This is a genomic window from Streptantibioticus cattleyicolor NRRL 8057 = DSM 46488 (genome assembly GCF_000240165.1).
Classification (GTDB): domain Bacteria; phylum Actinomycetota; class Actinomycetes; order Streptomycetales; family Streptomycetaceae; genus Streptantibioticus; species Streptantibioticus cattleyicolor.
In genome coordinates, this window is the sequence record NC_017586.1 from 3,717,171 (window position 1) to 3,740,172 (window position 23,002).

Annotated in this window: 20 protein-coding genes; 14 read left to right on the forward strand and 6 right to left on the reverse strand. The window is 73.5% G+C overall.

Features of this window, described 5'->3' with window-relative positions; all coding sequences use genetic code 11:
• The first annotated feature begins 134 nt into the window (after positions 1–134).
• From SCATT_RS16505 to SCATT_RS16515, 3 genes are read left to right on the forward strand one after another with little or no spacing between them, the layout of a single operon-like run.
• Positions 135–1,448 (forward strand): LolA family protein, encoded by a 1,314-nt coding sequence (locus tag SCATT_RS16505; RefSeq protein ID WP_014144221.1) that lies wholly within the window; start codon positions 135–137, stop codon positions 1,446–1,448.
• A gap of 14 nt (positions 1,449–1,462) precedes the next feature.
• Positions 1,463–2,413, forward strand: a complete 951-nt coding sequence (locus SCATT_RS16510; RefSeq protein ID WP_014144222.1) for an ABC transporter ATP-binding protein — start codon at positions 1,463–1,465, stop codon at positions 2,411–2,413.
• A complete protein-coding gene (locus tag SCATT_RS16515; protein WP_014144223.1) occupies positions 2,400–3,251 on the forward strand; it encodes an ABC transporter permease in 852 nt (283 codons plus the stop codon). Before SCATT_RS16510 ends, SCATT_RS16515 begins: the two co-directional genes overlap by 14 nt.
• Before the next feature lie 7 nt (positions 3,252–3,258).
• Here SCATT_RS16515 and SCATT_RS16520 read toward each other — a convergent pair whose 3' ends face one another.
• The 6 genes from SCATT_RS16520 to SCATT_RS16545 all read right to left on the reverse strand — a co-directional run bounded on the left by SCATT_RS16520 (position 3,259) and on the right by SCATT_RS16545 (position 12,045).
• Positions 3,259–5,238, reverse strand: coding sequence for an APC family permease (locus tag SCATT_RS16520; protein WP_014144224.1), 1,980 nt, complete (start codon positions 5,236–5,238; stop codon positions 3,259–3,261).
• 81 nt (positions 5,239–5,319) lie between these two features.
• Positions 5,320–6,408, reverse strand: coding sequence for a 2-oxoacid:ferredoxin oxidoreductase subunit beta (locus SCATT_RS16525; RefSeq protein ID WP_014144225.1), 1,089 nt, complete (start codon positions 6,406–6,408; stop codon positions 5,320–5,322).
• Positions 6,401–8,347: a 2-oxoacid:acceptor oxidoreductase subunit alpha gene (locus SCATT_RS16530; RefSeq protein WP_014144226.1), complete on the reverse strand. Its 1,947-nt coding sequence runs from the start codon at positions 8,345–8,347 to the stop codon at positions 6,401–6,403. Before SCATT_RS16530 ends, SCATT_RS16525 begins: the two co-directional genes overlap by 8 nt.
• Before the next feature lie 290 nt (positions 8,348–8,637).
• Positions 8,638–9,297 carry a response regulator transcription factor gene (locus tag SCATT_RS16535; protein WP_041824806.1) on the reverse strand — a complete coding sequence of 220 codons (660 nt, stop codon included), beginning with the start codon at positions 9,295–9,297 and terminating at the stop codon, positions 8,638–8,640.
• 145 nt (positions 9,298–9,442) lie between these two features.
• The gene (locus tag SCATT_RS16540) at positions 9,443–10,759 is read right to left on the reverse strand and encodes a sensor histidine kinase (protein ID WP_014144228.1); all 1,317 of its coding nucleotides are present in this window, start codon (positions 10,757–10,759) and stop codon (positions 9,443–9,445) included.
• 47 nt (positions 10,760–10,806) lie between these two features.
• A complete protein-coding gene (locus SCATT_RS16545) occupies positions 10,807–12,045 on the reverse strand; it encodes a sensor histidine kinase (protein ID WP_014144229.1) in 1,239 nt (412 codons plus the stop codon).
• Between the two features lie 447 nt (positions 12,046–12,492).
• Between SCATT_RS16545 and SCATT_RS16550 the strand changes: the two genes are divergently transcribed.
• The 11 genes from SCATT_RS16550 to htpX all read left to right on the forward strand — a co-directional run bounded on the left by SCATT_RS16550 (position 12,493) and on the right by htpX (position 23,001).
• Positions 12,493–12,885, forward strand: coding sequence for an NADH-quinone oxidoreductase subunit A (locus tag SCATT_RS16550; protein WP_173405726.1), 393 nt, complete (start codon positions 12,493–12,495; stop codon positions 12,883–12,885).
• Positions 12,876–13,478, forward strand: a complete 603-nt coding sequence (locus SCATT_RS16555; RefSeq protein ID WP_173405642.1) for an NADH-quinone oxidoreductase subunit B — start codon at positions 12,876–12,878, stop codon at positions 13,476–13,478. The genes SCATT_RS16550 and SCATT_RS16555 overlap by 10 nt, the downstream gene beginning before the upstream one ends.
• Positions 13,475–14,344, forward strand: a complete 870-nt coding sequence (locus SCATT_RS16560; RefSeq protein WP_014144232.1) for an NADH-quinone oxidoreductase subunit C — start codon at positions 13,475–13,477, stop codon at positions 14,342–14,344. The genes SCATT_RS16555 and SCATT_RS16560 overlap by 4 nt, the downstream gene beginning before the upstream one ends.
• Positions 14,341–15,303, forward strand: a complete 963-nt coding sequence (locus SCATT_RS16565) for a complex I subunit 1/NuoH family protein (protein WP_014144233.1) — start codon at positions 14,341–14,343, stop codon at positions 15,301–15,303. Before SCATT_RS16560 ends, SCATT_RS16565 begins: the two co-directional genes overlap by 4 nt.
• The gene (locus SCATT_RS16570) at positions 15,300–15,905 is read left to right on the forward strand and encodes a NuoI/complex I 23 kDa subunit family protein (RefSeq protein ID WP_014144234.1); all 606 of its coding nucleotides are present in this window, start codon (positions 15,300–15,302) and stop codon (positions 15,903–15,905) included. Before SCATT_RS16565 ends, SCATT_RS16570 begins: the two co-directional genes overlap by 4 nt.
• Positions 15,902–16,483, forward strand: coding sequence for an NADH-quinone oxidoreductase subunit J family protein (locus SCATT_RS16575; protein ID WP_014144235.1), 582 nt, complete (start codon positions 15,902–15,904; stop codon positions 16,481–16,483). Before SCATT_RS16570 ends, SCATT_RS16575 begins: the two co-directional genes overlap by 4 nt.
• A gap of 4 nt (positions 16,484–16,487) precedes the next feature.
• A complete protein-coding gene (nuoK, locus tag SCATT_RS16580) occupies positions 16,488–16,904 on the forward strand; it encodes an NADH-quinone oxidoreductase subunit NuoK (protein ID WP_014144236.1) in 417 nt (138 codons plus the stop codon).
• Positions 16,901–18,886: an NADH-quinone oxidoreductase subunit 5 family protein gene (locus tag SCATT_RS16585; protein WP_014144237.1), complete on the forward strand. Its 1,986-nt coding sequence runs from the start codon at positions 16,901–16,903 to the stop codon at positions 18,884–18,886. The genes nuoK and SCATT_RS16585 overlap by 4 nt, the downstream gene beginning before the upstream one ends.
• A gap of 3 nt (positions 18,887–18,889) precedes the next feature.
• The gene (locus SCATT_RS16590) at positions 18,890–20,449 is read left to right on the forward strand and encodes a complex I subunit 4 family protein (protein WP_014144238.1); all 1,560 of its coding nucleotides are present in this window, start codon (positions 18,890–18,892) and stop codon (positions 20,447–20,449) included.
• A complete protein-coding gene (locus SCATT_RS16595) occupies positions 20,446–21,984 on the forward strand; it encodes an NADH-quinone oxidoreductase subunit N (RefSeq protein WP_014144239.1) in 1,539 nt (512 codons plus the stop codon). The genes SCATT_RS16590 and SCATT_RS16595 overlap by 4 nt, the downstream gene beginning before the upstream one ends.
• Positions 21,985–22,140: 156 nt before the next feature.
• Complete coding sequence (htpX, locus tag SCATT_RS16600; protein ID WP_014144240.1) at positions 22,141–23,001, forward strand: zinc metalloprotease HtpX; 861 nt, start codon at positions 22,141–22,143, stop codon at positions 22,999–23,001.
• The last annotated feature ends 1 nt before the right edge of the window (position 23,002 follow it).

A 23,002-nucleotide genomic window follows, 5' to 3' on the forward strand; every position in this document is an offset into this window, starting at 1 on the left:
TTGATGTGATGCGGTGCCACGTTTGGTGTGATGAACACACGATCCATAGGGGCTCGGGCCACAATGGGCCCGAGGTGGACGTGTGCGAGCGGTCCCACGCGCCGTCGGACCGCCGCCAACGACGGAGGTAGGCAATGGCACCGATCCAACCGCCGCAGCCCGGTGAGGACTTCGGGGGGAACGCGGACTTCGCGGAGGACGCCGGGCTCGGCCGCCGCCGCAAGCTGGTGCGCTACGGCGTACCGGTCGCGGTGGCGGGGGTGGCGGCGGCCACCATCGGCCTGGGCACCGCGCTGGCCACCACCGGCGGGGGCCCCGCGCTGCCGCATGTGACGGCCGAACAGCTGCTGGCCAAGGTGGCCGGCTCCGACGTGCAGACCGTCTCCGGCTCGGTGAAGATCAGCACCGACTTCGGCCTGCCGGCCGGGATCGACGGGCTCGCCGGCAACCTCGGCGGCGCCACCGGCGGCAGCCCCTTCGGCTCCGGTGCCGTCCAGGGCCACGGCGCCAAGGGCGGCGACGGGTCGGCCGCCGACCCCACGACGCGGCTGACCGGGCTGCTCACCGGCGACCACACGCTGCGGGTGGCCGCCGACGGCCCGGACCGCCAGCGGCTGTCCATCGTCGAGGGCACCTCCGAGTACACCCTCGTCCACAACGGCACCCAGGTGTGGGGGTACGACAGCGCCGGCAACGCGGTCTTCCACGCCACCGAGCCGGCCGGGGCCCGGGAACGGCACGCCAAGGGCGCCCCCGACGACCGGCTGCCGGCCACCCCGCAGGAGGCCGCCCGGCAGATCCTCAAGGCGGTCGGCCCGACCACCTCCGTCTCGGTGGGCGACACCGCCGAGGTCGCCGGGCGCAGCGCCTACCAGCTGGTGATCCGGCCCAAGCAGGCCGACACCACGGTGGACTCGGTGCGGATCGCGGTGGACGCGCACAACGGCGCCCCGCTGCGGTTCACCCTCACCCCCAAGGGCAGCGCCAAGGCCGCCGTCGACATCGGCTACACCAAGGTGGACTTCGGCAAGCCGGCCGCGAGCACCTTCGAGTTCACCGTGCCCAAGGGCGCCAAGGTGACCGAGGGCGGCGCGGCGCACGAGGGCGGCAAGGCGCCGGGGGACAAGCTGCCGCACGGCGCGTTCCGCCCGGGCCACGGCCACCGCGACGGGTCCGGCCTCAACACGCTCGGCACCGGCTGGGACACCGTGGTCAAGCTCGACGGTGCCCCCGGCGCCCTGCCCCACGGCGGCGGCGCCCCCGGCAAGGCGGGCGGCGGCCTCGACCTGCTGGGCAGCCTCGGCCACCGGGTCACCGGCGCCTTCGGCTCCGGCACCGTGATCAACACCCGGCTGGTCAACGTCCTCATCACCGACAAGGGCGCGGTCTACGCCGGCGCGGTGACCCAGGACGCCCTGGTCAAGGCGGCCGGCTCGGCCGCGAAGTAGGAGGGGTCCGGCAGATGGACGGGGCGCCCGGCGCGGTGATCGCCACGCGCGGTCTGACCAAGCGCTTCCGCGGCGGGCGCCTCGCTGTCGACGGACTGGACCTGACCGTTCCGCGCGGCAGCGTCTTCGGCTTCCTCGGGCCCAACGGCTCGGGGAAGACCACCACCATCCGGATGCTGCTCGGCCTGGTCGGGGCCGACGCGGGGGCCGTCCGGCTGCTGGGCGAGCCGATGCCGCACGCCGCCCGCCGGGTGCTGCCCAAGGTGGGCGCCCTGATCGAGGGGCCCGCGCTCTACCCGCATCTGACCGGCCGGGAGAACCTGCTGCGGTACGACAGCGCCGACCCCACCGCGGACCCGGCCACCCGGCGGGACCGGGTCTCCGCCGCGCTGGACCGGGTCGGGCTGACCGCGGCGGCCGGCCGCCGGGCCCGCGCCTACTCGCTGGGCATGAAGCAGCGCCTCGGCCTCGCCGCCGCCCTGCTGCGCCCCCGCGAACTGCTGGTGCTCGACGAGCCCACCAACGGCCTCGACCCGCAGGGGATGCGGGAGATCCGTTCCCTGGTACGGGAGTTGGCGGCCGACGGCACCACCGTCTTCCTCTCCTCCCACCTGCTGGACGAGATCGAGCAGCTGTGCAGCCACGTGGCCGTGATGTCCCGGGGCCGGCTGATGGTGCAGGGCACCGTGGCGGAGCTGTCGGCCGGCGCCCGCGACCGGCTCACGGTGACCACACCGGACGAGGCCGAGGCGGTGGCGGTGCTGGGGGAGCACGCGGTCACCGGGGTGACCGCCGAGAACGGCCGGGTCACCGGCGAACTCCCGCCCGACCCACCGGACTTGGCGGCGATCAACGCCGCCCTGGTCGCCGCCGGGGTGCGGGTACGCGGCTTCGGGGCCGAACGCGCCTCGCTGGAGGAGGCGTTCGTGGCGCTCACCGGGGAGGGGTTCGATGTCGCGGGGTGAGACGGCGGTCCGGCCGGGCCCGCTGTGGTCGCTGGGGCTGCTCCGCAGCGAACTGGGGGCCGTGCTGCGCCGCCGCCGCACCCTGGTGCTGCTCGCCGTGCTGGCGGCGGTGCCGGTGCTGGTCGGGGTGGCCGTCAAGGCGCAGACCCACGGCGGCCACGGCGGCGGCCCGGCGTTCATCGCCGAGGTGACCGGCAACGGGCTCTTCCTGGTGTTCACCTCGCTCGCGGTGACGCTGCCGTTCTTCCTGCCGATGGCGGTCGGGGTGGTGGCCGGGGACGCGGTGGCCGGCGAGGCGAGCGCGGGGACCTTGCGCTACCTGCTGGTGGCCCCGGCCGGGCGCACCCGGCTGCTGGTGGTGAAGTTCGTCTCGGTGCTGGTCTTCTGCGCGGTGGCCACCGCCGTGGTGGCCCTCTTCGCGCTGCTGGCCGGGGCCGTGCTCTTCCCGCTCGGCGACGTCACGCTGATCTCGGGCACCACCGTGCCGTTCACCGACGGGCTGCTGCGGGCCGCGCTGATCGCCGCCGTGGTGGCGCTCTCGCTGACCGGGGTCGCCGCCCTCGGGCTCTTCGTCTCCACCGTCACCGACAGCGGCATCGCGGCCATGGCCACCACGGTCGGGGTGGTGATCACCGCGCAGATCATGGACGGCGTTCCGCAACTGCACGCCGTCCAGCCGTACCTCTTCCCGCACTACTGGTTCAGCTTCGCCGATCTGCTGCGCTCGCCGGTGCCGTGGGACGGGCTCCGGCGCGACCTGGGGTCGCAGGCGCTGTACGTGGCGGTGTTCGGGTCGGCGGCGTGGGCGCGGCTGACCACGCGGGACGTGACCGCCTGACGGTGCGTCAGTCCGGTTCGGGGGTGCGCCCGGCGGCCAGCGCCTCGACGGCCCGTTCGACGTCGAACGGCAGGATGGTCACCGCCACGTCGGGCAGCTCCTCGACCGCCTTGGCGATCTGGTCGCCGGTGCCCCGGTGCAGGATCCGGCCGAGCACCGGGGCGTAGGTGCGCCGGGGCACCAGCAGGGTGAGCGCGGTCTGGCCGTCCTCGGTGGTCCGGGCGGCGAGGTCGACCACGGCCCGGCGCAGCCTGCGGTCGGGGCATTCGACCACCTCCAGCGGAACCGTGGTGCCCGCGGTCTCCTCCCAGCTCTCCATCAGCGGCCGGGCGTGGCCCTCGTCCACCATGAAGTGCACGGCGCGCAGCTCGTCCGGGCGGAGCCGGTGGGCGTACCGCAGCGCCTTGACGGTGGCCAGGTCGAGGCTGTCGACCAGGACGTAGACGATGTGCCGGCGCCAGGACGGCCGGTCGGCGCCGGGCACCGGCATCGCCTCCAGCGCCGCCGACTCCGAGCGGTACTGGCGGTTGATGCGGATCAGCGCCCACACCCCCAGCGGGAAGACGATCACCACCAGCCAGGCGCCCTCGGTGAACTTGGTGACCGCGAAGATCAGCACCACCAGCGCCGAGGCGATGGTCGCGGCCACGTTGACCGCCAGCTTCCACGGCCGCCCCGGCTCCTGGCGCCGCAGGTGGTAGGCGGTCAGCCCGGAGGCGGCCATGGTGAACCCGGTGAAGACCCCGATGGCGTAGAGCGCCACCAGCCGGTCGACGTTGCCCTCGGTGACCACCAGCAGCGCCAGCGCGAGCGCGGTCAGCACCACGATGCCGTTGGAGAACGCCAGCCGGTGCCCGCGCCGGGTCAGCTGGCGCGGCAGGAAGCTGTCCTCGGCGACGAAGCTGGCCAGGAACGGGAAGCCGCTGAACGGGGTGTTGGCACCGGTGTAGAGGATCAGCGCGGTGGCGAGCTGGACGTAGACCAGACCGGCGGTGCCCACCCAGCCGTCGCCGAAGAGCAGATGGGCCTCCTGCGCGATGACCGTGGGGTTGCCGCCGGCGTACGGCAGCGCGTGGGTGAAGTGGGCCAGCGCGGAGACGGCGAGCACCATCACGGCCAGCGCGCAGCTCATCGCCACCAGCGTGCGGCGGGCGTTGACCCCCTGCGGTTCGCGGAACGCCGAGACGCTGTTGGAGATCGCCTCCAGGCCGGTCAGCGAGGAGCCGCCGTTGGCGAAGGCGCGCAGCACGATGAAGACGCCGGCGCCGTAGAAGACGCCCCCGCCCGGGGTGCCGGAGGTGAGGGCGCCGGGGGCCCGCAGGTCGGCGTGGGGCAGGTGGCCGTGGAGCACGAAGCGCACCGCGCCGACGATCAGCATCAGCGCGACCGCGGCCATGAACAGGTAGGCCGGCATCGCGAAGGTCCGTCCCGCCTCCCGGATGCCGCGCAGGTTGCCGTACATCAGCACCAGCACCACGGCCACGCCCAGCGGGGTCTTGTAGTGGGCGAGCCCGGTGAAGCCGCCGCCGGCCAGGTGGGCCAGGGAGATCAGGGCGTCGGTGCCGGCCGCGGTCTGCACCGCCACGGTGACGATGTAGTCGATCAGCAGCGCCACCGCCGCGATCTGCGCGACGTTGGGCCCGAAGTTCTCCCGGGCCACCACGTAGGAGCCGCCGGCCCGGGTGTAGACGGTGACCACGTCCCGGTACGACAGGGTGAGCAGCAGCAGGACGAACATGATCGCCCCGGTGAGCGGCATCAGCAGCGAGAACGCGGCCGTGCCGATGACGGGGACGAGGATGCGCAGCATCTCCTCCGGGCCGTAGGCGGTGGAGGACATGCAGTCCGAGGCGAGCACCCCCAGGGCCAGCGGGTTGGAGAGCTTCTCCTGTCTGAGCTGCTCGGTGATGAGCGGCGGGCCGAGCAGCAGGCGCTTGAGGCGGTAGGTGTACCGGTCCCGGGTGAAGGTGGTCTCGGAGGCGGCCATGTACCAGTCATACGGGTGCCCGGCGGCTACGTCGGGGAGACGCAGCGGCCGGGCACCCGTACGGCCGGGGCCTGCCGGGCGTCAGCCGACGACCGTCCAGGTGTCGCCGCCGGCCAGCAGCGCGGCGAGGTCGCCCTTGCCCTGGCGGTCCACGGCCGTGTCGAGCTGGTCGGCCATGGCGGTGTCGTACACCGGGCGTGCCACGTCGCGCAGCACCCCGACGGGGGTGTGGTGGAGGGTGTCGGGGTCGGCGAGCCGGGAGAGGGCGAAGGCGGTGGTGGGCGAGGCGGCGTGGGCGTCGTGCACCAGCACGTCGGCCTCGTTGGCCGCGGTGACCTCGACGACCTTCAGGTCACCGGTGGCCGGGTCGCGGACCACGCCCTTGCCGCCGTCGGCGCCGAAGCGGATCGGCTGACCGTGCTCCAGCCGGATCAGCGCGTCCTGGGCGGCGGTCTTGTCCTTGAGGGCGTCGAAGGCGCCGTCGTTGAAGATGTTGCAGTTCTGGTAGATCTCGACCAGCGCGGTGCCGGGGTGGGCGGCGGCCTGGCGCAGCACCGAGGTGAGGTGCTTGCGGTCGGAGTCGATGGTGCGGGCGACGAAGGACGCCTCGGCGCCCAGCGCCAGGGAGACCGGGTTGAACGGCGCGTCCAGCGAGCCCATCGGCGTCGACTTGGTGACCTTGCCGACCTCGGAGGTGGGCGAGTACTGGCCCTTGGTCAGCCCGTAGATGCGGTTGTTGAACAGCAGGATCTTCAGGTTGACGTTGCGGCGCAGCGCGTGGATCAGGTGGTTGCCGCCGATGGACAGGGCGTCGCCGTCGCCGGTGACCACCCATACGCTCAGGTCGCGGCGGCTGGTGGCCAGACCGGTGGCGATCGCCGGGGCGCGGCCGTGGATGGAGTGCATCCCGTAGGTGTTCATGTAGTACGGGAAGCGGGAGCTGCAGCCGATGCCGGAGACGAAGACGACGTTCTCCCGGGCCAGGCCCAGCTCGGGCATGAACCCCTGGACGGCGGCGAGGATCGCGTAGTCGCCGCAGCCGGGGCACCAGCGGACCTCCTGGTCCGACTTGTAGTCCTTGGCGGACTGCTTGACCTCCGACTTGGGCACCAGCGACAGCGCCGGCAGGCCGGCGGCGGGCGGGTGGCCGATGGCGGGTGCCTCAGACATGCGCGCTCTCCTGCGTGGACGTGGCGGTGATCTCGGCGGTGATGGCGCCGGCGAGCTGCTCGGCCTTGAACGGCAGACCGGTGACCTGGGTGTGGGAGCGGGCGTCCACCAGGTACTTCGCCCGCAGCAGGTGGGCCAGCTGACCGAGGTTCATCTCCGGCACGATCACCTTGTCGTAACGGCGCAGCACCTCACCGAGGTTGGCCGGGAACGGGTTGAGGTGGCGCAGGTGGACCTGGGCGACCGGGTGGCCCTCACGGCGTACCCGGCGCACCGCGGCGGTGATCGGCCCGTAGGTCGAGCCCCAGCCGACCACCAGCGTGGTGGCGTCGCCGTCGGGGTCGTCCACGGTGACGTCGGGGACGTCGACGCCGTCCACCTTGGCCTGCCGGGTGCGCACCATCAGGTCGTGGTTGCGCGGGTCGTAGGAGATGTTGCCGGAGCCGTCCTGCTTCTCGATGCCGCCGATGCGGTGTTCGAGGCCGGGGGTGCCGGGGACGGCCCAGGGACGGGCGAGGGTGTGCGGGTCGCGCTGGTAGGGCCAGAAGGCCTTGGTGCCGTCGGCCAGTTCGTGGTTGGGCTCGGTGGCGAAGCGCACCCGCAGGTCGGGCAGGTCGGTGATCTCCGGGATCCGCCAGGGTTCGGAGCCGTTGGCCAGGTAGCCGTCGGAGAGCAGGAAGACCGGGGTGCGATAGGTCAGCGCGATCCGGGCCGCCTCCAGCGCCGCGTCGAAGCAGTCGCCGGGGGTGGCCGGGGCGACGATCGGCACCGGGGCCTCACCGTTGCGCCCGTACATCGCCTGGAGCAGGTCGGCCTGCTCGGTCTTGGTGGGCAGCCCGGTCGACGGTCCGCCGCGCTGGATGTCGACGATCAGCAGCGGCAGCTCCAGGCTGACCGCCAGGCCGATGGTCTCCGACTTCAGCGCCACGCCGGGGCCGGAGGTGGTGGTCACCGCGAGCGAGCCGCCGAACGCGGCGCCCAGCGCGGCGCCGATGCCGGCGATCTCGTCCTCGGCCTGGAAGGTGCGCACCCGGAAGTTCTTGTGCTTCGACAGCTCGTGCAGGATGTCCGAGGCCGGGGTGATCGGGTACGACCCCAGGAAGAGCGGCAGGTCGGACTGGACGGAGGCGGCCACCAGCCCGTACGCCAGCGCCAGGTTCCCCGAGATGTTGCGGTAGGTGCCGGCCGGGAAGGCGGCGCCGGCCGGGGCGACCTCGTAGACCGAGGCGAACTCCTCGGTGGTCTCCCCGAAGTTCCACCCGGCGCGGAACGCGGCGATGTTGGCCTCGGCGATCTGCGGCTTCCTGGCGAACTTCGACCGCAGGAAGGACTCGGTGCCCTGGGTGGGCCGGTGGTACATCCACGACAGCAGGCCCAGCGCGAACATGTTCTTGCTGCGCTCGGCCTCCTTGCGGGTGAGCCCGAACTCCTTGAGGGCCTCCACGGTCAGCGTGGTCAGCGGCACCGGGTGCACCGCGTAGCCGTCCAGCGAGCCGTCTTCCAGCGGGCTGGCCGGGTACCCCACCTTGGCCAGCGCGCGGGGGGTGAACTCGTCGGTGTTGACGATGATCTCCGCGCCGCGCGGCAGGTCGGCGACGTTGGCCTTGAGCGCCGCCGGGTTCATGGCGACCAGCACGTCGGGGGCGTCGCCGGGGGTGAGGATGTCGTGGTCGGCGAAGTGCACCTGGAACGACGACACGCCCGGCAGCGTGCCGGCCGGCGCCCGGATCTCGGCGGGGAAGTTGGGCAGCGTCGACAAGTCGTTGCCGAACGAAGCGGTCTCCGAGGTGAACCGGTCGCCGGTCAACTGCATACCGTCACCGGAGTCGCCCGCGAACCGGATGACCACCCGGTCCAGACGCCTGATTTCCTTGCTCGGCACCGTGCGCGCTTCGCCGGCCACGGCCTGCTCGGCTGTTCTACTGACCTGGCTGGTCACTGAAGTGGACCTCCCTCGGGGCGGCGGCTCGCGGAGAACGCCTCGGCCGTTACCGTTGGTAGCACCGGCCATGGTACGGGGGTGAGGGTCACCTTACCGGGGTGTCCCGCATGGCGGGCGGCCGCGCTGTGCCGGCCTGCCCGATCCGCGTCGCCGCGCGTCGCCGCCATGAACCCGGTCACCCCCCGAACCCCTTTCGTCCCCAACCTTGGTCGAACGCCGGCCCGACCGGTTTTATTTCCGTCCTCCGCGCCGCGGACTTCCTCGTCCAGCCGCCACGGTGTCAACAATCAGGAGTTCAAGTAGGTGAGAACGGCCAGGACACGTCGGTGATCTCCGTCACTCGGCGCCAGCCCGAGCTTGAGGAAGATGTTGCCGACGTGCTTCTCCACCGCGCCGTCGGAGATCACCAGCTGCTTGGCGACGGCCGAGTTGGTGCGCCCCTCGGCCATCAGCGCCAGCACCTCGCGCTCCCGTGGCGTCAGCCCGGCCAGCACGTCCTGCTTGCGGCTGCGGCCGAGCAGCTGGGCGACGACCTCCGGGTCGAGCGCGGTGCCGCCGGCCGCCACCCGCACCACCGCGTCCACGAACTCCCGCACGTCGGCCACCCGGTCCTTGAGCAGGTAGCCCACGCCCCGGGTCGACCCGGCCAGCAGCTCGGTGGCGTACTCGCTCTCGACGTACTGGGAGAGCACCAGTACCCCGATCGAGGGATGGTCGCGGCGCAGGCTGACGGCGGCGCGCACGCCCTCGTCGGTGTGGGTGGGCGGCATCCGCACGTCGGCCACGACCACGTCCGGCGGTACGCCGTCGGCGGCCAGTTCGCCGACCACCTTCAGCAGCGCGTCGGCGTCGCCGACCCCGGCCACCACCTCGTGCCCCCGGTCGGTGAGCAGCCGGGTCAGCCCCTCCCGGAGCAGCACCGAATCCTCGGCGATGACCACCCGCACCCTGTCCTCCACGAGCCGCAGCCCCCAGTCCCGTCGCGTCGTCGCGCCCGGCGTCCGCCGGCCACCACCACAGCATCCCAGCATCGGCGCCGCGGGTGCCGGGGCGACGCCGGTGCGGGGACGGACTGGGGCGCACGCGTGCGCGTCACGAGCGCCAGGGCAGCTCCGCGGTGATCCGGGTGGGGCCGCCCGCCGGCGAGTCGACCGTCAGCACGCCGTCCATCGAGTCCAGCCGCGCGGCGAGCCCGGCCAGCCCCGCACCGGCGCCGGGCCGGGCGCCGCCGTGGCCGTCGTCGGTGACCTGGACCAGCATCCGGTCGCCGGAGCGCCACACCTCTACTCCGGCGGTGCGGGCGCCGCTGTGCCGCCCGACGTTGTCCAGCAGTTCGGAGACGGTGAAGTAGGCGATGCCCTCGATGGCCGGCGCGGGGCGGGCGGGCAGGTCCACGGCGACGGTGACCGGCACCGGGCAGCGGGCGGCCACCGCGGACAGCGCCGGGCCCAGGCCGCGGTCGGTGAGGATCGCCGGGTGGATGCCGCGGGCCAGGTCACGCAGTTCCTGCAGGGCGGTCTTCACCTCGCCGTGCGCCGACTCCACCAGCCGCACCGCCGCCCGCGGATCGTCCCGCACCACCTCCTTGGCCTGCCCCAGCTCCATGGCGAGGGCGACCAGCCGGGCCTGGGCACCGTCGTGCAGGGCCCGCTCGATCCGGCGCAGATCGGCCGCCGCGGTGTCCACCACCACGCCCCGGTCCGACTCCAACTCCCGCACCCGGCTGACCCGTTCCGACGGCCCGAGCAGCCCGCGCACCAGCAGCGCCTCCACCGACGCCAGCCCGCGCACCACCCACGGCCAGGCCAGCGTCAGCAGCAGCCCGACGGCCGCGGTCGCCGCCAGCTCCGCCGACCCCGACAGGTACACCGCGTGGCCCCGGCCGTCCCCGTACAGCTGGATGCCGGGCTGGTCGACGTAGGCCGGGAAGACCCACCGCCACAGCGGGTAGGACAGCATCGACCAGCACACCGTCGTCCACACCGTGGCGACCGTGAAGGTGAAGACGCCCCAGGGCAGGCGCAGCAGGCAGTACAGGGCGTGCCGCCAGGAGGCGCCGGAGCGGAAGAGGCCGCCCACCCAGGCCATCAGCCCGCCGGGGCGCCGCCGTACCGGCTCCGGCTCGGCCACCTCGGCCCGCAGCAGCGTGCGGGCCCGCAGCCGTTCCAGCACCCCGATGCCGCGGCAGCCGGCCAGCATCGCGGCGAGCACCGGCACCCCGAGGAAGGTGACCAGCAGCCCGGCGCCGAGCGTGGTCATGGTGACCATGTAGCAGAAGCCGACGATGCCCATCGGCAGGTTGAGCAGCAGGTGGAGCAGTTCGCGCCAGGTACGGGCCTCGACGGGGGCGCGCAGCGCGGCGGGCAGCCGGCGCTGGTGCGGCCGGGGGTCGGTCAGGGCGGTCGCCATCGTGGGGTGTCCGTTTCTCGTCGGGTCGGCGGGGCCGGGCCGGGTGGTCACCGGTCGCGCCAGGGGAGTTCGGCGGTGACCGTGGTGGGGCCGCCCGCGGGGGAGTCGACCACCAGGACGCCGTCGACCGCGTCGAGGCGTTCGGCGAGGCCGGCCAGGCCCGAGCCGGTGCCGGTGGAGGCGCCGCCGCGGCCGTCGTCGCGCACCTGGAGCATCAGCCGGCCCCCGGCACGCCACACCTCCACGCCGGCGGTACGGGCGCCGCTGTGCTTGCTGACGTTGGTGAGCAGCTCGGAGACGGTGAAGTAGGCGATGCCCTCGATGGCCGGCACCGGCCGGGTGGGCAGCTCCACGGAGACGGCGACCGGCACCGTGCACCGGCCGGCCACGGCGGACAGCGCCGGGCCCAGACCGCGGTCGGTGAGGATCGCCGGGTGGATGCCGCGGGCCAGGTCACGCAGCTCCTGGAGGGCCTGCTTCACCTCGCCGTGGGCGGCGTCCACCATCCGGGCCGCCTCGTCCGGGTCCTCCAGCAGCTTCTCCTTGGCCAGCCCCAGCTCCATGGCGAGGGCGACCAACCGGGCCTGGGCGCCGTCGTGCAGGTCGCGTTCGATGCGCCGCAGATCGGCCGCCGCGGTGTCCACCACCGTGCCGCGGTCGGACTCCAGCTCGGCGATGCGCCGCTCCAGCGCGTCGGAGGGGGAGAGCAGGGCGCGCGCCATCGCCCGGTCGACGTTGGCCAGCCCGCGCGCCACGTACGGCAGCACCGTCCCGCCGATCACCAGCAGCACCAGCGTCAGGACGAAGGTGACCACCCCCCACGGCAGCCGGAGGAAGAAGTAGAGCGCGTGCCGCCAGGCCACCGGGTCCTTCAGCGAGGCCCACAGCCACTCGAAGAAGCCCAGGGTGCCCCGGCGCCACCGGCGCGGCGGATCGATCGCCACGCCGAGCAGCCTGCGCACCCGGGACCGCTCCCAGCGCCCCAGCGCCCGGCAGCCGCTGAGCCCGGCGGCCAGCAGCGGCAGCCCGACCACCGTCATCGACAGCCCGAGGCCGGCCACGAGCACCACGACCACGTAGACGAAGCCGAAGACGCCCAGCGGCAGGTCGAGCAGGAGGTGGCCGATCTCGCGCCAGGTGACGCGGTCGAAGGAACGGGCGCGGGGCAGCGCGCGGTCGGCGGACCGGACGCGTCCCGGGGCGGCCTCCAGGGCGCCCGTCGCCGCGCCGGGGGGCGTACGGAGCGCGGGGGCGGCCGGGTCGTCGTGGGGCGGGCGCTTGCTCATGGGACCAAGCCTGCCGGGCCCGCCGAGGGGGGCGCCATGGGGGCCGTGGGTGGACCGGGGGTGGGGTTTTCCCTACATTCCGCGGGCCGGGACGCCCGTCCCGCCGCCGCGCTCCGGCCACCGCACGGGCGGTGCGGCGCCATGCGCCCGCGTCGCCGTTCCCGGGCAGGCCATAGACTCCGTTGCGTACAGATCGTCCACCGGAATGTCCCACGACACCGCGTCCCACCAGGTGGACGGCGACCGTCCCGCAGGACGGACAAGCCGTCACCGGAGCGGGTACGGGACGTAAGACGGACGTAAAGAGACCACGGCAGACTACGCAGGACCTACGAGGAACGAGGGGCGGACGTGCTGGAGGCGACCGTGCCGGGCGTGCCGACGGCGTCGGCCGCGCCGGCCGTCCGGGAGGCGTGGGCGGCACCGGCCGGCGGACACCCGGGGCCGGTGGGCCCCGCCGTGGAGCAGGCGGCCGGCTACTTCCAGGCCTACTCGCTGGTCGGCCTGGTGGCCGTGGTCGGCGTGCTCTTCGTGGCGGCGGCCTTCGCCGCCGGCCACCTGCTGCGCCCGGTGGTGCCGACCCGCGAGAAGATGCTCACCTACGAGTGCGGCGTCGACCCGGTCGGCGAGGGCTGGGCGCACACCCAGATCCGCTACTACGTCTACTCGTTCCTGTACGTGATCTTCGCGGTCGACGCGATCTACCTGTTCCCCTGGGCGACGGTCTTCGCCGCCCCCGGGTTCGGCGGCACGACGCTGGTGGAGATGTTCGTCTTCATCGGCTTCCTCGCCGTCGGCCTGCTGTACGCGTGGAAGAAGGGCGTCCTGGAATGGACGTGACGGCAACGACCCAACCCCTGCCCGAGCCCCGGCGGCTGGGCACGCTGGCCCGGCTGGCGCCCGAGCCGATGAAGGTGATCCTCAACTGGGGCCGCCGCTACAGCCTGTGGGTCTTCAACTTCGGCCTCGCCTGCTGCGCGATCGAGTTCATCGCGGCCTCCATGGCCCGCCACGACTTCATCCGGCTCGGCGTGATCCCGTTCGCCCCGGGGCCGCGCCAGGCCGACCTGATGGTGGTCTCCGGCACGGTCACCGACAAGATGGCCCCGGCCGTCAAGCGCCTGTACGAGCAGATGCCGGAGCCGAAGTACGTCATCTCCTTCGGCGCCTGCTCCAACTGCGGCGGCCCCTACTGGGACTCGTACTCGGTCACCAAGGGCGTCGACCAGATCATCCCGGTCGACGTCTACGTCCCCGGCTGCCCGCCGCGTCCGGAGGCGCTGCTCCAGGGCATCCTCAAGCTCCAGGAGAAGATCGCCCGCGAATCGCTCGGCGAGCGGTACGGGACCGGGGCGGCGCGGCCGTCGGCACGGGCGCTGCGCAGCGGCCTGGTGACGCCGCCGCCGGCCCCGGCCGGGGAGGACCACCGGTGACCTCCTTCGACCGGCTGCCGGAGGGCGCCGCGGAGATCTTCGGCGAGGGCGCCACCGCGCACCACGCCTACGACCTGCTCACCGTGGACGTGCCCGCCACCGCCTGGACCGACGCGCTGCGCACCGCCCGCGACGAACTGGGCTGCACCTACTTCGACTGGCTCAGCGCGGTCGACGAACCCGGTACCGGCTTCACCGTGTGCGCCCACGTCGCCGCGCTGCCCGGGCCGGGCGGCGGAACGGTCCGCGCGCTGCTGCTGCGTACCACCGTCCCCCACGACAACCCCGAACTGCCCACCGCCACCGGCGTCTACGCCGGGGCCGGCTGGCACGAGCGGGAGACCCACGAGATGTTCGGCGTCGTCTTCACCGGCCACCCGCACCTGGTGCCGCTGCTGCTCCCCGAGGGGTTCGAGGGGCACCCGCTGCGCAAGGACTTCGTGCTCGCGGCGCGGGTGGCCAAGGCGTGGCCGGGGGCGAAGGAGCCGGGGGAGTCCGACCACGGCGGCCCCAAGCGCCGCCAGATGCTGCCGCCCGGCGTGCCCGACCCCAACGAGTGGGGGCCGCTCAAGGGCCAGCTCCCGCCCGCCCCGGCCCGCGCCCCCCGGGCCGCCGCGGCCGGCGGCGAACGCCCGGCGCGCCGCACCCGCACGGCCGGCGAGGCCACCCCGGCGCCGCGCCGCGCCCGCTCGGTGAGCGAGGGCTCGGCGACCCAGCGCGCCGCCGCCCCCGGTGACGCCGAGCGCCCCGCCCCCCGCAAGCGCACCCCCGACGCCCCCTGGCAGCGCCCCGAGCCGCCGGAACAGCCGGAGCGCACCGACCCGGAGCGCACCGACCCGGCCGGCGAGAAGGGGGACGACGCGTGAGCGGGACGCTCGACATCGTGCTGCGGCTGATCGCCGTGCTCGTCGCCTTCCTGGTGCTGCCGCTGGTCGTCGGCCAGACCGAGCACAAGGTCATGGCCCACATGCAGGGCCGGCTCGGCCCGATGTACGCCGGCGGCTTCCACGGCTGGGCCCAACTCGTCGCCGACGGCGTGAAGTTCGCGCAGAAGGAGGACGTCGTCCCGGCCGACGCCGACCGGCGGATCTTCCAACTCGCCCCGGCCGTCGCCCTGCTGCCCTACCTGCTGGTGCTGATCGCCATCCCGGTCGGCCCGCACGGCTTCGTGGGCACCGCGCCGGACGCCGGGCTCTTCTTCGTCCTCGCCGTGATGGGCGTCGGCGTGCTCGGCTCGCTGATGGCGGGGTGGGCCTCGGCCAACAAGTTCTCGCTGCTCGGCGGTTTGCGCACGGCCGCCCAGCTGATGGCGTACGAGCTGCCGATGCTGCTGGCCGCGGGTTCGGTGGCGATGGCCGCCGGCACCGTGTCGCTCACCGGGATCCTCGGCGCCTTCCACTGGTGGTGGATCCCCTGGCAACTGGTGGGCGGCGTGGTCTTCTTCGTGGCCGGCCTCGCCGAGCTGCAGCGCCCGCCGTTCGACATGCCGGTCGCCGACTCCGAGATCATCTTCGGCGCGTACACCGAGTACACCGGGCTGCGGTTCGCCTTCTTCCTGCTCGCCGAGTACGCGGGCATCGTGGTGCTCTCCGCGCTGACCAGCGTGCTCTTCCTCGGCGGCTGGCACGGCCCGTGGTCCGGCGGCCTGGGCTGGCTGTGGACGCTGGTCAAGACCGGGCTGCTGGCCTTCGTGGTCATCTGGCTGCGGGTGACCTATCCCCGGTTGCGCGAGGACCAGTTGCAAAAGCTCGCCTGGACGGTGCTCATCCCGCTGTCCCTGGCCCAGATCGCGCTCACCGGCGTCGTCAAGGTGGTGATCTCATGAGTCCCGTGCCCGGCCACGGCCTGGCCAAGGGCCTGGCCGTCACCCTGCGGACGATGACCCGCCGGTCCGTCACCGCGCAGTACCCGGACGCGCAGCCCGAACTGCCGCCGCGCACCCGCGGCGTGATCGGGCTGTTCGAGGAGAACTGCACGGTCTGCATGCTGTGCGCCCGCGAGTGCCCGGACTGGTGCATCTACATCGACTCGCACAAGGAGACCGTCCCGCCCGCCGCCCCTGGCGGCCGGGAGCGCAGCCGCAACGTCCTCGACCGGTTCGCGATCGACTTCTCGCTCTGCATGTACTGCGGTATCTGCATCGAGGTGTGTCCTTTCGACGCGCTCTTCTGGTCACCGGAGTTCGAGTACGCCGAGACCGACATCCGCGAGCTGACCCACGAGCGGGACAAGCTGCGCGAGTGGATGTGGACCGTCCCCGCGCCGCCCCCGCTCGATGCGGGCGCGGAGGAGCCCAAGGAGATCGCCGCCGCCCGCAAGACCGCGGAGAAGCTGGCCGCGGCCGAGCAGGCCGGGCAGGCCGGGCAGGCCGAGGAGACGGGACCGGCCGGCCAGGCCGATCCGGGGCGTACGGAGGGGGACGCGTGAGCCTCGCCGCCGCCCACCCCGGGTTCCTCTCCCCGAACGGGGTCGAGATCACCTTCGTGCTCGTCGGACTCGCCACCCTCGGCGCCGCGCTGGTCACCGTGACCACCCGGCAGCTGGTGCACGCCGCGCTGTGGCTGGTGGTGACGCTCGGCGGACTCGCGGTGGAGTACCTGCTGCTCACCGCGGAGTTCATCGCCTGGGTGCAGGTGCTGATCTACGTCGGTTCGGTCGTCGTCCTCCTGCTGTTCGGGCTGATGCTCACCAGGGCGCCGATCGGCCGGTCACCGGACGCCGACTCCGGCAACCGGTGGGCCGCGCTCACCGTGGCCGTGGCCGCCGCGGCCACCTTGGTGTGGGTCGTGACCGACGCCTTCCGCGCCACCTGGATCGACGTCGGCACCGCGGTGCAGGGCTCGACCAAGGTGACCGGCGCCGTGCTCTTCCGGCACTGGGTGCTGCCGTTCGAGGCGCTCTCGGTGCTGCTGCTCGCCGCGCTGGTCGGCGCCATCGTGCTCTCCCGGGGCAAGGGGATCGCCCTCGCCCCGCGGCGCGCCCCGGCCCGTTCCGAGGAGAACTGAGCCGATGCACCTCGTCTACCCCGCCGTACTCGCCGCCCTCCTGTTCTGCGCCGGCCTGTACGGCGTACTCGCCCGGCGCAACGCGATCCTGGTCCTGATGTCCGTCGAGCTGATGCTCAACGCGGTCAACCTCAACCTCGTGGCCTTCGACGTCTGGCTGCGCGACACGCTCCACGCCGGCCAGGCGCTCACCCTGTTCACCATCACCATCGCCGCCGCGGAGATCGGCATCGGCCTGGCGATCGTGCTGCTCGTCCACCGCAACCGCGGCACCTCGGACGTGGACAAGCTGACCGGCCTGGCCGACACCGGCGACGAACCCGATGCCGACTCCGCTGCCGCCAGCATCCCAGCCACCACTGACAATCCGGCCGACACCGCCGCCGACCAGGCACTTCACGCCAGGGGGCAGTCCGCGTGACCCTGACGACCCTCGCCGTCCTCGTCCCCGTCCTGCCGTTCCTCGGCGCCGTGGCGGGCCTGCTGCTGGGCCGCCGCGCGCCCGGCTTCGTCCGGCCGCTCGCCGTCCTGCCGACGCTGGCCGCCTTCGCGCTGGCGGTCACCGTCGCCGTACGCCAGGGCACCGGACCGGCCACCGACGCGGGCACCCGGCTCACCCCGACCGGCTCGGTGCCGATCGACCTCGCCCTCCACCTCGACGGCTTCGCCGTGCTCATCGCCGTCCTGGTCGGCCTGGTCGCCTCCGCGGTGCAGATCTACTCCACCGGCTACCTGCGCGACGACCCGCGCTACCCCTCCTACGCGGCGCTGGTCTCGCTGTTCACCGCGGCCATGCTGCTGGTGGTCTACTCCGGCGACCTGATGGTGCTCCTGGTGGGCTGGGAGGTGATGGGCATCTGCTCGTACTTCCTGGTCGGCCACTACTGGGAGACCCCGCAGGCCCGTTCCGCCTCGCTCAAGGCGTTCCTCGTCACCAAGCTGGGCGACCTGCCGTTCCTCATCGGGATCTTCGCGCTGGCCGCCTCCGCCGGGACGTTCCGGATCAACGGCGTGCTGACGGCCGCCGCGGCCGGGCAGATCCACCACCCGACGCTGATCGCGTTGCTGCTGCTCGGCGGGGTGGCCGGCAAGTCGGCGCAGTTCCCGCTGCACACCTGGCTGCCGGACGCGATGGCCGGCCCGACCCCGGTCTCGGCGCTGATCCACGCCGCCACCATGGTCGCGGCCGGGGTCTACTTCGTCGCCCGGCTGCTGCCGTTCTTTCTGCTGTCGCAGGCCGCGCTGGCCGTGCTGGCGGTGATGGCCGCGGTCACCATGATCGGCTCCGCGCTGGCCGCGCTGGCGCAGGACGACATCAAGCGGGTGCTCGCCTACTCCACCATCGGCCAGCTTGGCTACATGACCGGCGCGCTCGCCGTCGGCGACCGGGACGCGGCCGTCTTCCACCTGCTCACCCACGGCGCCTTCAAGGCCCTGCTCTTCCTCGGCGCCGGCGCGCTGATCCACGCGGCCGGCACCAACTCGCTGGCCGCGATGTCCCGGATGCGCACGCTGCGCGACCGGGTGCCGGACGCGATGTGGACCATGGGCATCGGGCTGGCCGCGCTCGCCGCGCTGCCGCCGTTCTCCGGCTTCTTCTCCAAGGAGGCCGTGCTGCGCGCCGCCGAGCACGCCTCGTCCGGCCACGCCGCCCACGTGCCGTCCGCGGTGGGCTGGCTGGTGCTGGTGGCCGGGCTGGTCACCGCGCTGCTGACGGCCGCGTACGCCACGCGGGCGTTCCTGCTGGCCTACCGCGGCGAGGGCCCCTCGGCGCCGGACGGGCACCGCGTCCCCGTCGTGATGAACGCCGTCCTGTGGGTGCTCGCCATCCCCGCCCTCGGCCTCGGGGTGACCGTACGCGTCCTCCCCGACTGGTTCGACGGCACCGAACTCACCCCGACCCTGGCCACCTCCGTGCTCGGCGTGGGGCTCGCGCTGATCGGCGTGGTCGTCACCTACGCGGCGTGGCGGGCCGCCGCCGCCCGCCGGGTGCCGATGGGCGCCGTGGCCGTACCCCCCCGGCCCGAGGCGGAAGAGCCCGCGGCCACCGAGGCCACCGCCATCGCCGCGCACGAACGCGTCTACGGCGACATCGCCGAGGCGCCCGACCCGGCCGACCCCGGACGGCTGCTGCTCGGCCCGCTGCACCGCGCCGCCGCGCACGGCTTCCACCTCGACCGGGCCTACTCCGCCCTCTTCGTGCGGCCGGTCCTCGGCGCCGCCGGCCTGGTGCGCTTCCTCGACCGCGAGGTCGTCGAGACGTACGTGAGCGGCGCCAGCGGACTGCCCAAGCTGCTGGGCGCGGCCGTACGCCGGGCGCAGACCGGCAACGTGCAGACCTACCTCAGCGCACTGCTCGCCGGCGCCGTCGTCCTCGCCGTCCTCGTCGCCGTCGGAGCGTGAGCCGTGAACGACACCGTCCTCAGTTACCTGCTCCTGGCCGCGCTCGTGCTCCCGCTGCTCGGCGCGGCGGGCGCCCTCCTCCCACCCCCGCCCGGGCTCAAGGGGCGCGACCCGGACCAGGCCGTGCTGCGCCACGGCGTCAGTGTCACCGGCGTGGTGCTGGCGCTCACGATCGCCCTGGCCGTCGGGTTCGACCACGGCCACCCGGCGCGTATGCAGGCCACCACCGACGTCAGCTGGATCCCGGCGCTGCACATCCGGATCCACCTCGGGGTGGACGGGGTCTCGCTCCCGCTGGTGGTGCTCACCGCGCTGCTCACCTTCCTGTGCGCGCTGCACGCCTACTTCAAGCGGCCCGAGGGCCCGGCGCCCAAGGCGTTCGTGGCGCTCCTGCTGCTGCTGGAGGCGGGCACGCTGGGCACCTTCGCCGTGCTCGACCTGATGCTGTTCTTCCTGGCCTTCGAGACGGTGCTGATCCCGATGTACTTCCTGATCGCCCGCTGGGGCGGCCAGGGCAGGCAGCGGGCCGCGTTCCGCTTCATCCTGTACACGCTGCTGGGCTCGGTCGTGATGCTGCTGGGCCTCCTGCTGATCGGGTTCAAGGCGGGCACCTTCGACATGGTGGCACTCGCCACCGACAACTCCGCCCTCGGTCACGGCACCCAGGTGGTCGCGGCGCTGGCGATCGGCCTGGGGCTCGCGGTCAAGGCCCCGATGTGGCCGCTGCACAGCTGGCTCCCGGACGCCCACACCGCGGCCCCCACGACCGGCTCGGTGCTGCTGGCCGGCGTCCTGCTGAAGATGGGCACCTACGGATTCGTCCGCATCGTGCTGCCGATCACCCCGCAGGGCGCCCACACCTTCGCGCCCTACCTGGCGGCCTTCGCGGTGGTGGGCGTCATCTACGGGTCGCTGGCCTGCCTGGCGCTGGCCCGCCGGGGCGCGCGCGGCGACCTCAAGCGGCTGATCGCCTACTCCTCCGTCGGCCACATGGGGTTCGTGCTGCTCGGCATCGCCACCCTGACCCCGACCGGGGTCAACGGGGCGCTCTTCGCCAACATCGCCCACGGCCTCATCACCGGCCTGCTGTTCTTCCTGGTCGGCGCCGTCAAGGAGCGGTACGGCAGCACCGATCTGGACCAGTTGGCCGGGGCGAACGGCGCCGCGCTGTACGGGGCGGCGCCCCGGCTCGGCGGGCTGCTCGCCTTCGGCGCGGTGGCCTCGCTGGGGCTGCCGGGGCTCGGCGGGTTCTGGGGCGAGATGCTGGCGATGTTCGGCGCCTTCCACCCGGCCGCGGGGCTGAACCGCCCGGCCTATCTGACCTTCATGGCGCTCGCCGCCTTCGGCACCCTGCTCACCGCCGGTTACCTGCTGGTCGTGGTGCGCCGGGTGTGCATGGGGGAGCGCCCCGCCGCCGGTGACACCCTGCCCGACGTGCGGGGGTACGAGTTCGCCGCGTGGACGCCGCTGGTGGCGCTGACCGTGGTGGCCGGCCTGTGGCCCGCCGTGCTGCTGGGCCTGACCGACCCGGCCGTCCGTACCCTGCTGGGAGCCCGTTCATGACCGACCTCGCCCACGGCAGCGCCCAGGTCCTCGCCCAAGGGCTGGTGCAGACCGTCGACTGGGCCGCCGTCGCCCCGCCGCTGATCACCGCGGTGGTCGCCCTGGTGGTGCTCGTCGCCGATCTGTTCCTCGGCGAGGCGCGCAAGGTGTGGCTGGGCCGCATCGCCGTCGGCGGCCTGGCGCTCGCCGGGCTGTCGCTGCTGCCGCTGACCGCCGGCGACCGCGCCACGTTCTGCCTCACCGGCACCACCGCGCACGGCTGCTCCTACGTCGCCGACCACTTCACGCTGGTCGTCCAGTTGCTGGTGCTGGGCGCCGCGCTGGTCACCGCGCTGATGTCGGCGCACCTGGCGGACCGGATGCCGGCCGGGGAGTTCTGGTTCCTGCTGCTGTCCTCGGCGGCCGGCGCCGCGCTGCTGCCCGCCTCGCGGGACCTGGCCACCTTGGTGGTGGCGCTGGAGGTGGTCTCGCTGCCCTCGTTCGCGCTGGTGGGTCTGGAGCGCGGGGACCGGCTGGCGGGCGAGGCGGCGCTGAAGTTCTTCCTGTCCTCGGTGACCGCGACCGCCGTGATGCTGCTGGGCGTCAGCTTCGTCTACGCGGCCACCGGCAGCATGCATCTGAACGCGGTCGCGGCCGGCCTCGGCCACGTCCCCGGCCAGCTCGGCACGCTGGCCAAGGCGGGCGTGGCGCTCACCCTGGTCGGCTTCGCCTTCAAGCTCGCGGTCGCCCCCTTCCACTTCTGGGTGCCCGACACCTACGCCGGCGCCCCGCTGCCGGTGGCCGCGTACCTGTCCGTGGTGGGCAAGGCCGCCGGGTTCTCCGGGCTGGTGCTGGTCACGGTGATCGCGTTCAGGCCGTACGCGCACGTGTGGGGGCCGGCGCTGGCGGTGCTGGCCGCGCTGACGATGACGGTGGGCAACGTGGCCGCGCTGCGGCAGCGGGCGTCGCACCCGCGCAGTGCGGTGCGCCTGCTGGCCTGGTCGTCGGTGGGGCAGGCGGGGTATCTGCTGGTGCCGCTGGCCGCCGCCGGGTACGTGGCCGATCCGCGCCGCCAGATCGGCGCCACGGTGGCGTACGCGCTGATGTACGCGGTGGTGAACCTGGGCGCGTTCGCGGTGGCCGCGCTGGTGACGCGCTCCCGCGCGCTGGGCCGGATCTCCGATTACCGGGGGCTGTACGCGCGCCGTCCGCTCGCCGCGCTGGCGCTGGCGTTCTTCCTGCTGTGCCTGGCCGGACTGCCGCCCGGGGTGATCGGGCTCTTCGCCAAGGTGGTCGTCTTCGCCTCCGCGGTCGACGCCGGCCTGGGCTGGCTGGCCGTGGTGATGGCCGTCAACGTCGTCGTGGCCCTGTACTACTACCTGCGGTGGACGGCGGCTCTCTTCGCCCGTCCGGAGGAGGCCGGGCCCGCGGAGAAGCCGGCCGGGGCGGTGCCGGTGTCCCTGGCCGCGGCGATCGCGGTGGCCGCGGTGGCGGGCGTCGGGCTGTCGGGGGCGCCGCAACTGGTGTTGAGGTTCGCCGCCTCCTCGCTGTTCTGAGATCACCGCAGGTCAGGGTGGGTACGCGGGGCTCCGGGGAACCCGGCGGCGCCGCGTGGCGTTGTCGGGTACGGGAGGTTCCACTCACAGGTGCGCAAACGCGCCGGGGGTGGAAGCTGCTGGAAGTTCCCCGCCGCACGTCTTGGAGGGCGTACCGTGCACCGCCGGCACAACGGGCTGAAGACCGCCGTACTCCTCGGGGGACTGTCCGCGCTCATCATCGTCATCGGCAGCTTCTTCGGCCGGACCGGCCTGGTCGTCGCCGTCCTGGTGGCGCTGGGCACCAACGCCTACGCGTACTGGAACAGCGACAAGCTGGCGCTGCGGGCCATGCGGGCCCGCCCGGTCAGCGAGTTCGAGGCCCCCGGGCTCTACCGGATGGTCCGCGAGCTGTCGACGGCCGCGCGGCAGCCCATGCCGAGGCTGTACATATCGCCGACCGAGGCCCCCAACGCCTTCGCCACCGGCCGCAACCCGCGCAACGCCGCGGTCTGCTGCACCGAGGGCATCCTGCGGCTGCTCGACGAACGCGAGCTGCGCGGGGTGATCGGCCACGAGCTGAGCCACGTCTACAACCGCGACATCCTGATCTCCTCGGTAGCCGGCGCGCTCGCCTCGGTGGTGATGTTCCTGGTGAACTTCGCCTGGCTGATCCCGTTCGGCCGGGACGAGGACGAGGAGGGGCCGGGCCTCGTCGGCACGCTGCTGATGCTGATCATCGGCCCGCTGGCGGCCTCGCTGATCCAGCTGGCGGTCTCCCGTTCGCGGGAGTACGAGGCCGACGCCTCCGGCGCCCGGCTGACCGGCGATCCGCTGGCGCTCGCCTCGGCGCTGCGCAAGCTGGAGACGGGCACCCAGCAGCTCCCGTTGCCGCCGGAGCCGCGGCTGGAGACCACCAGCCACCTGATGATCGCCAACCCGTTCCGGGCCGGCGACGCCTCCAAGCTGTTCTCCACCCACCCGCCGATGGCCGACCGCATCGCGCGGCTGGAGGAGCTGGCCGGCTACCGCCGCTGAG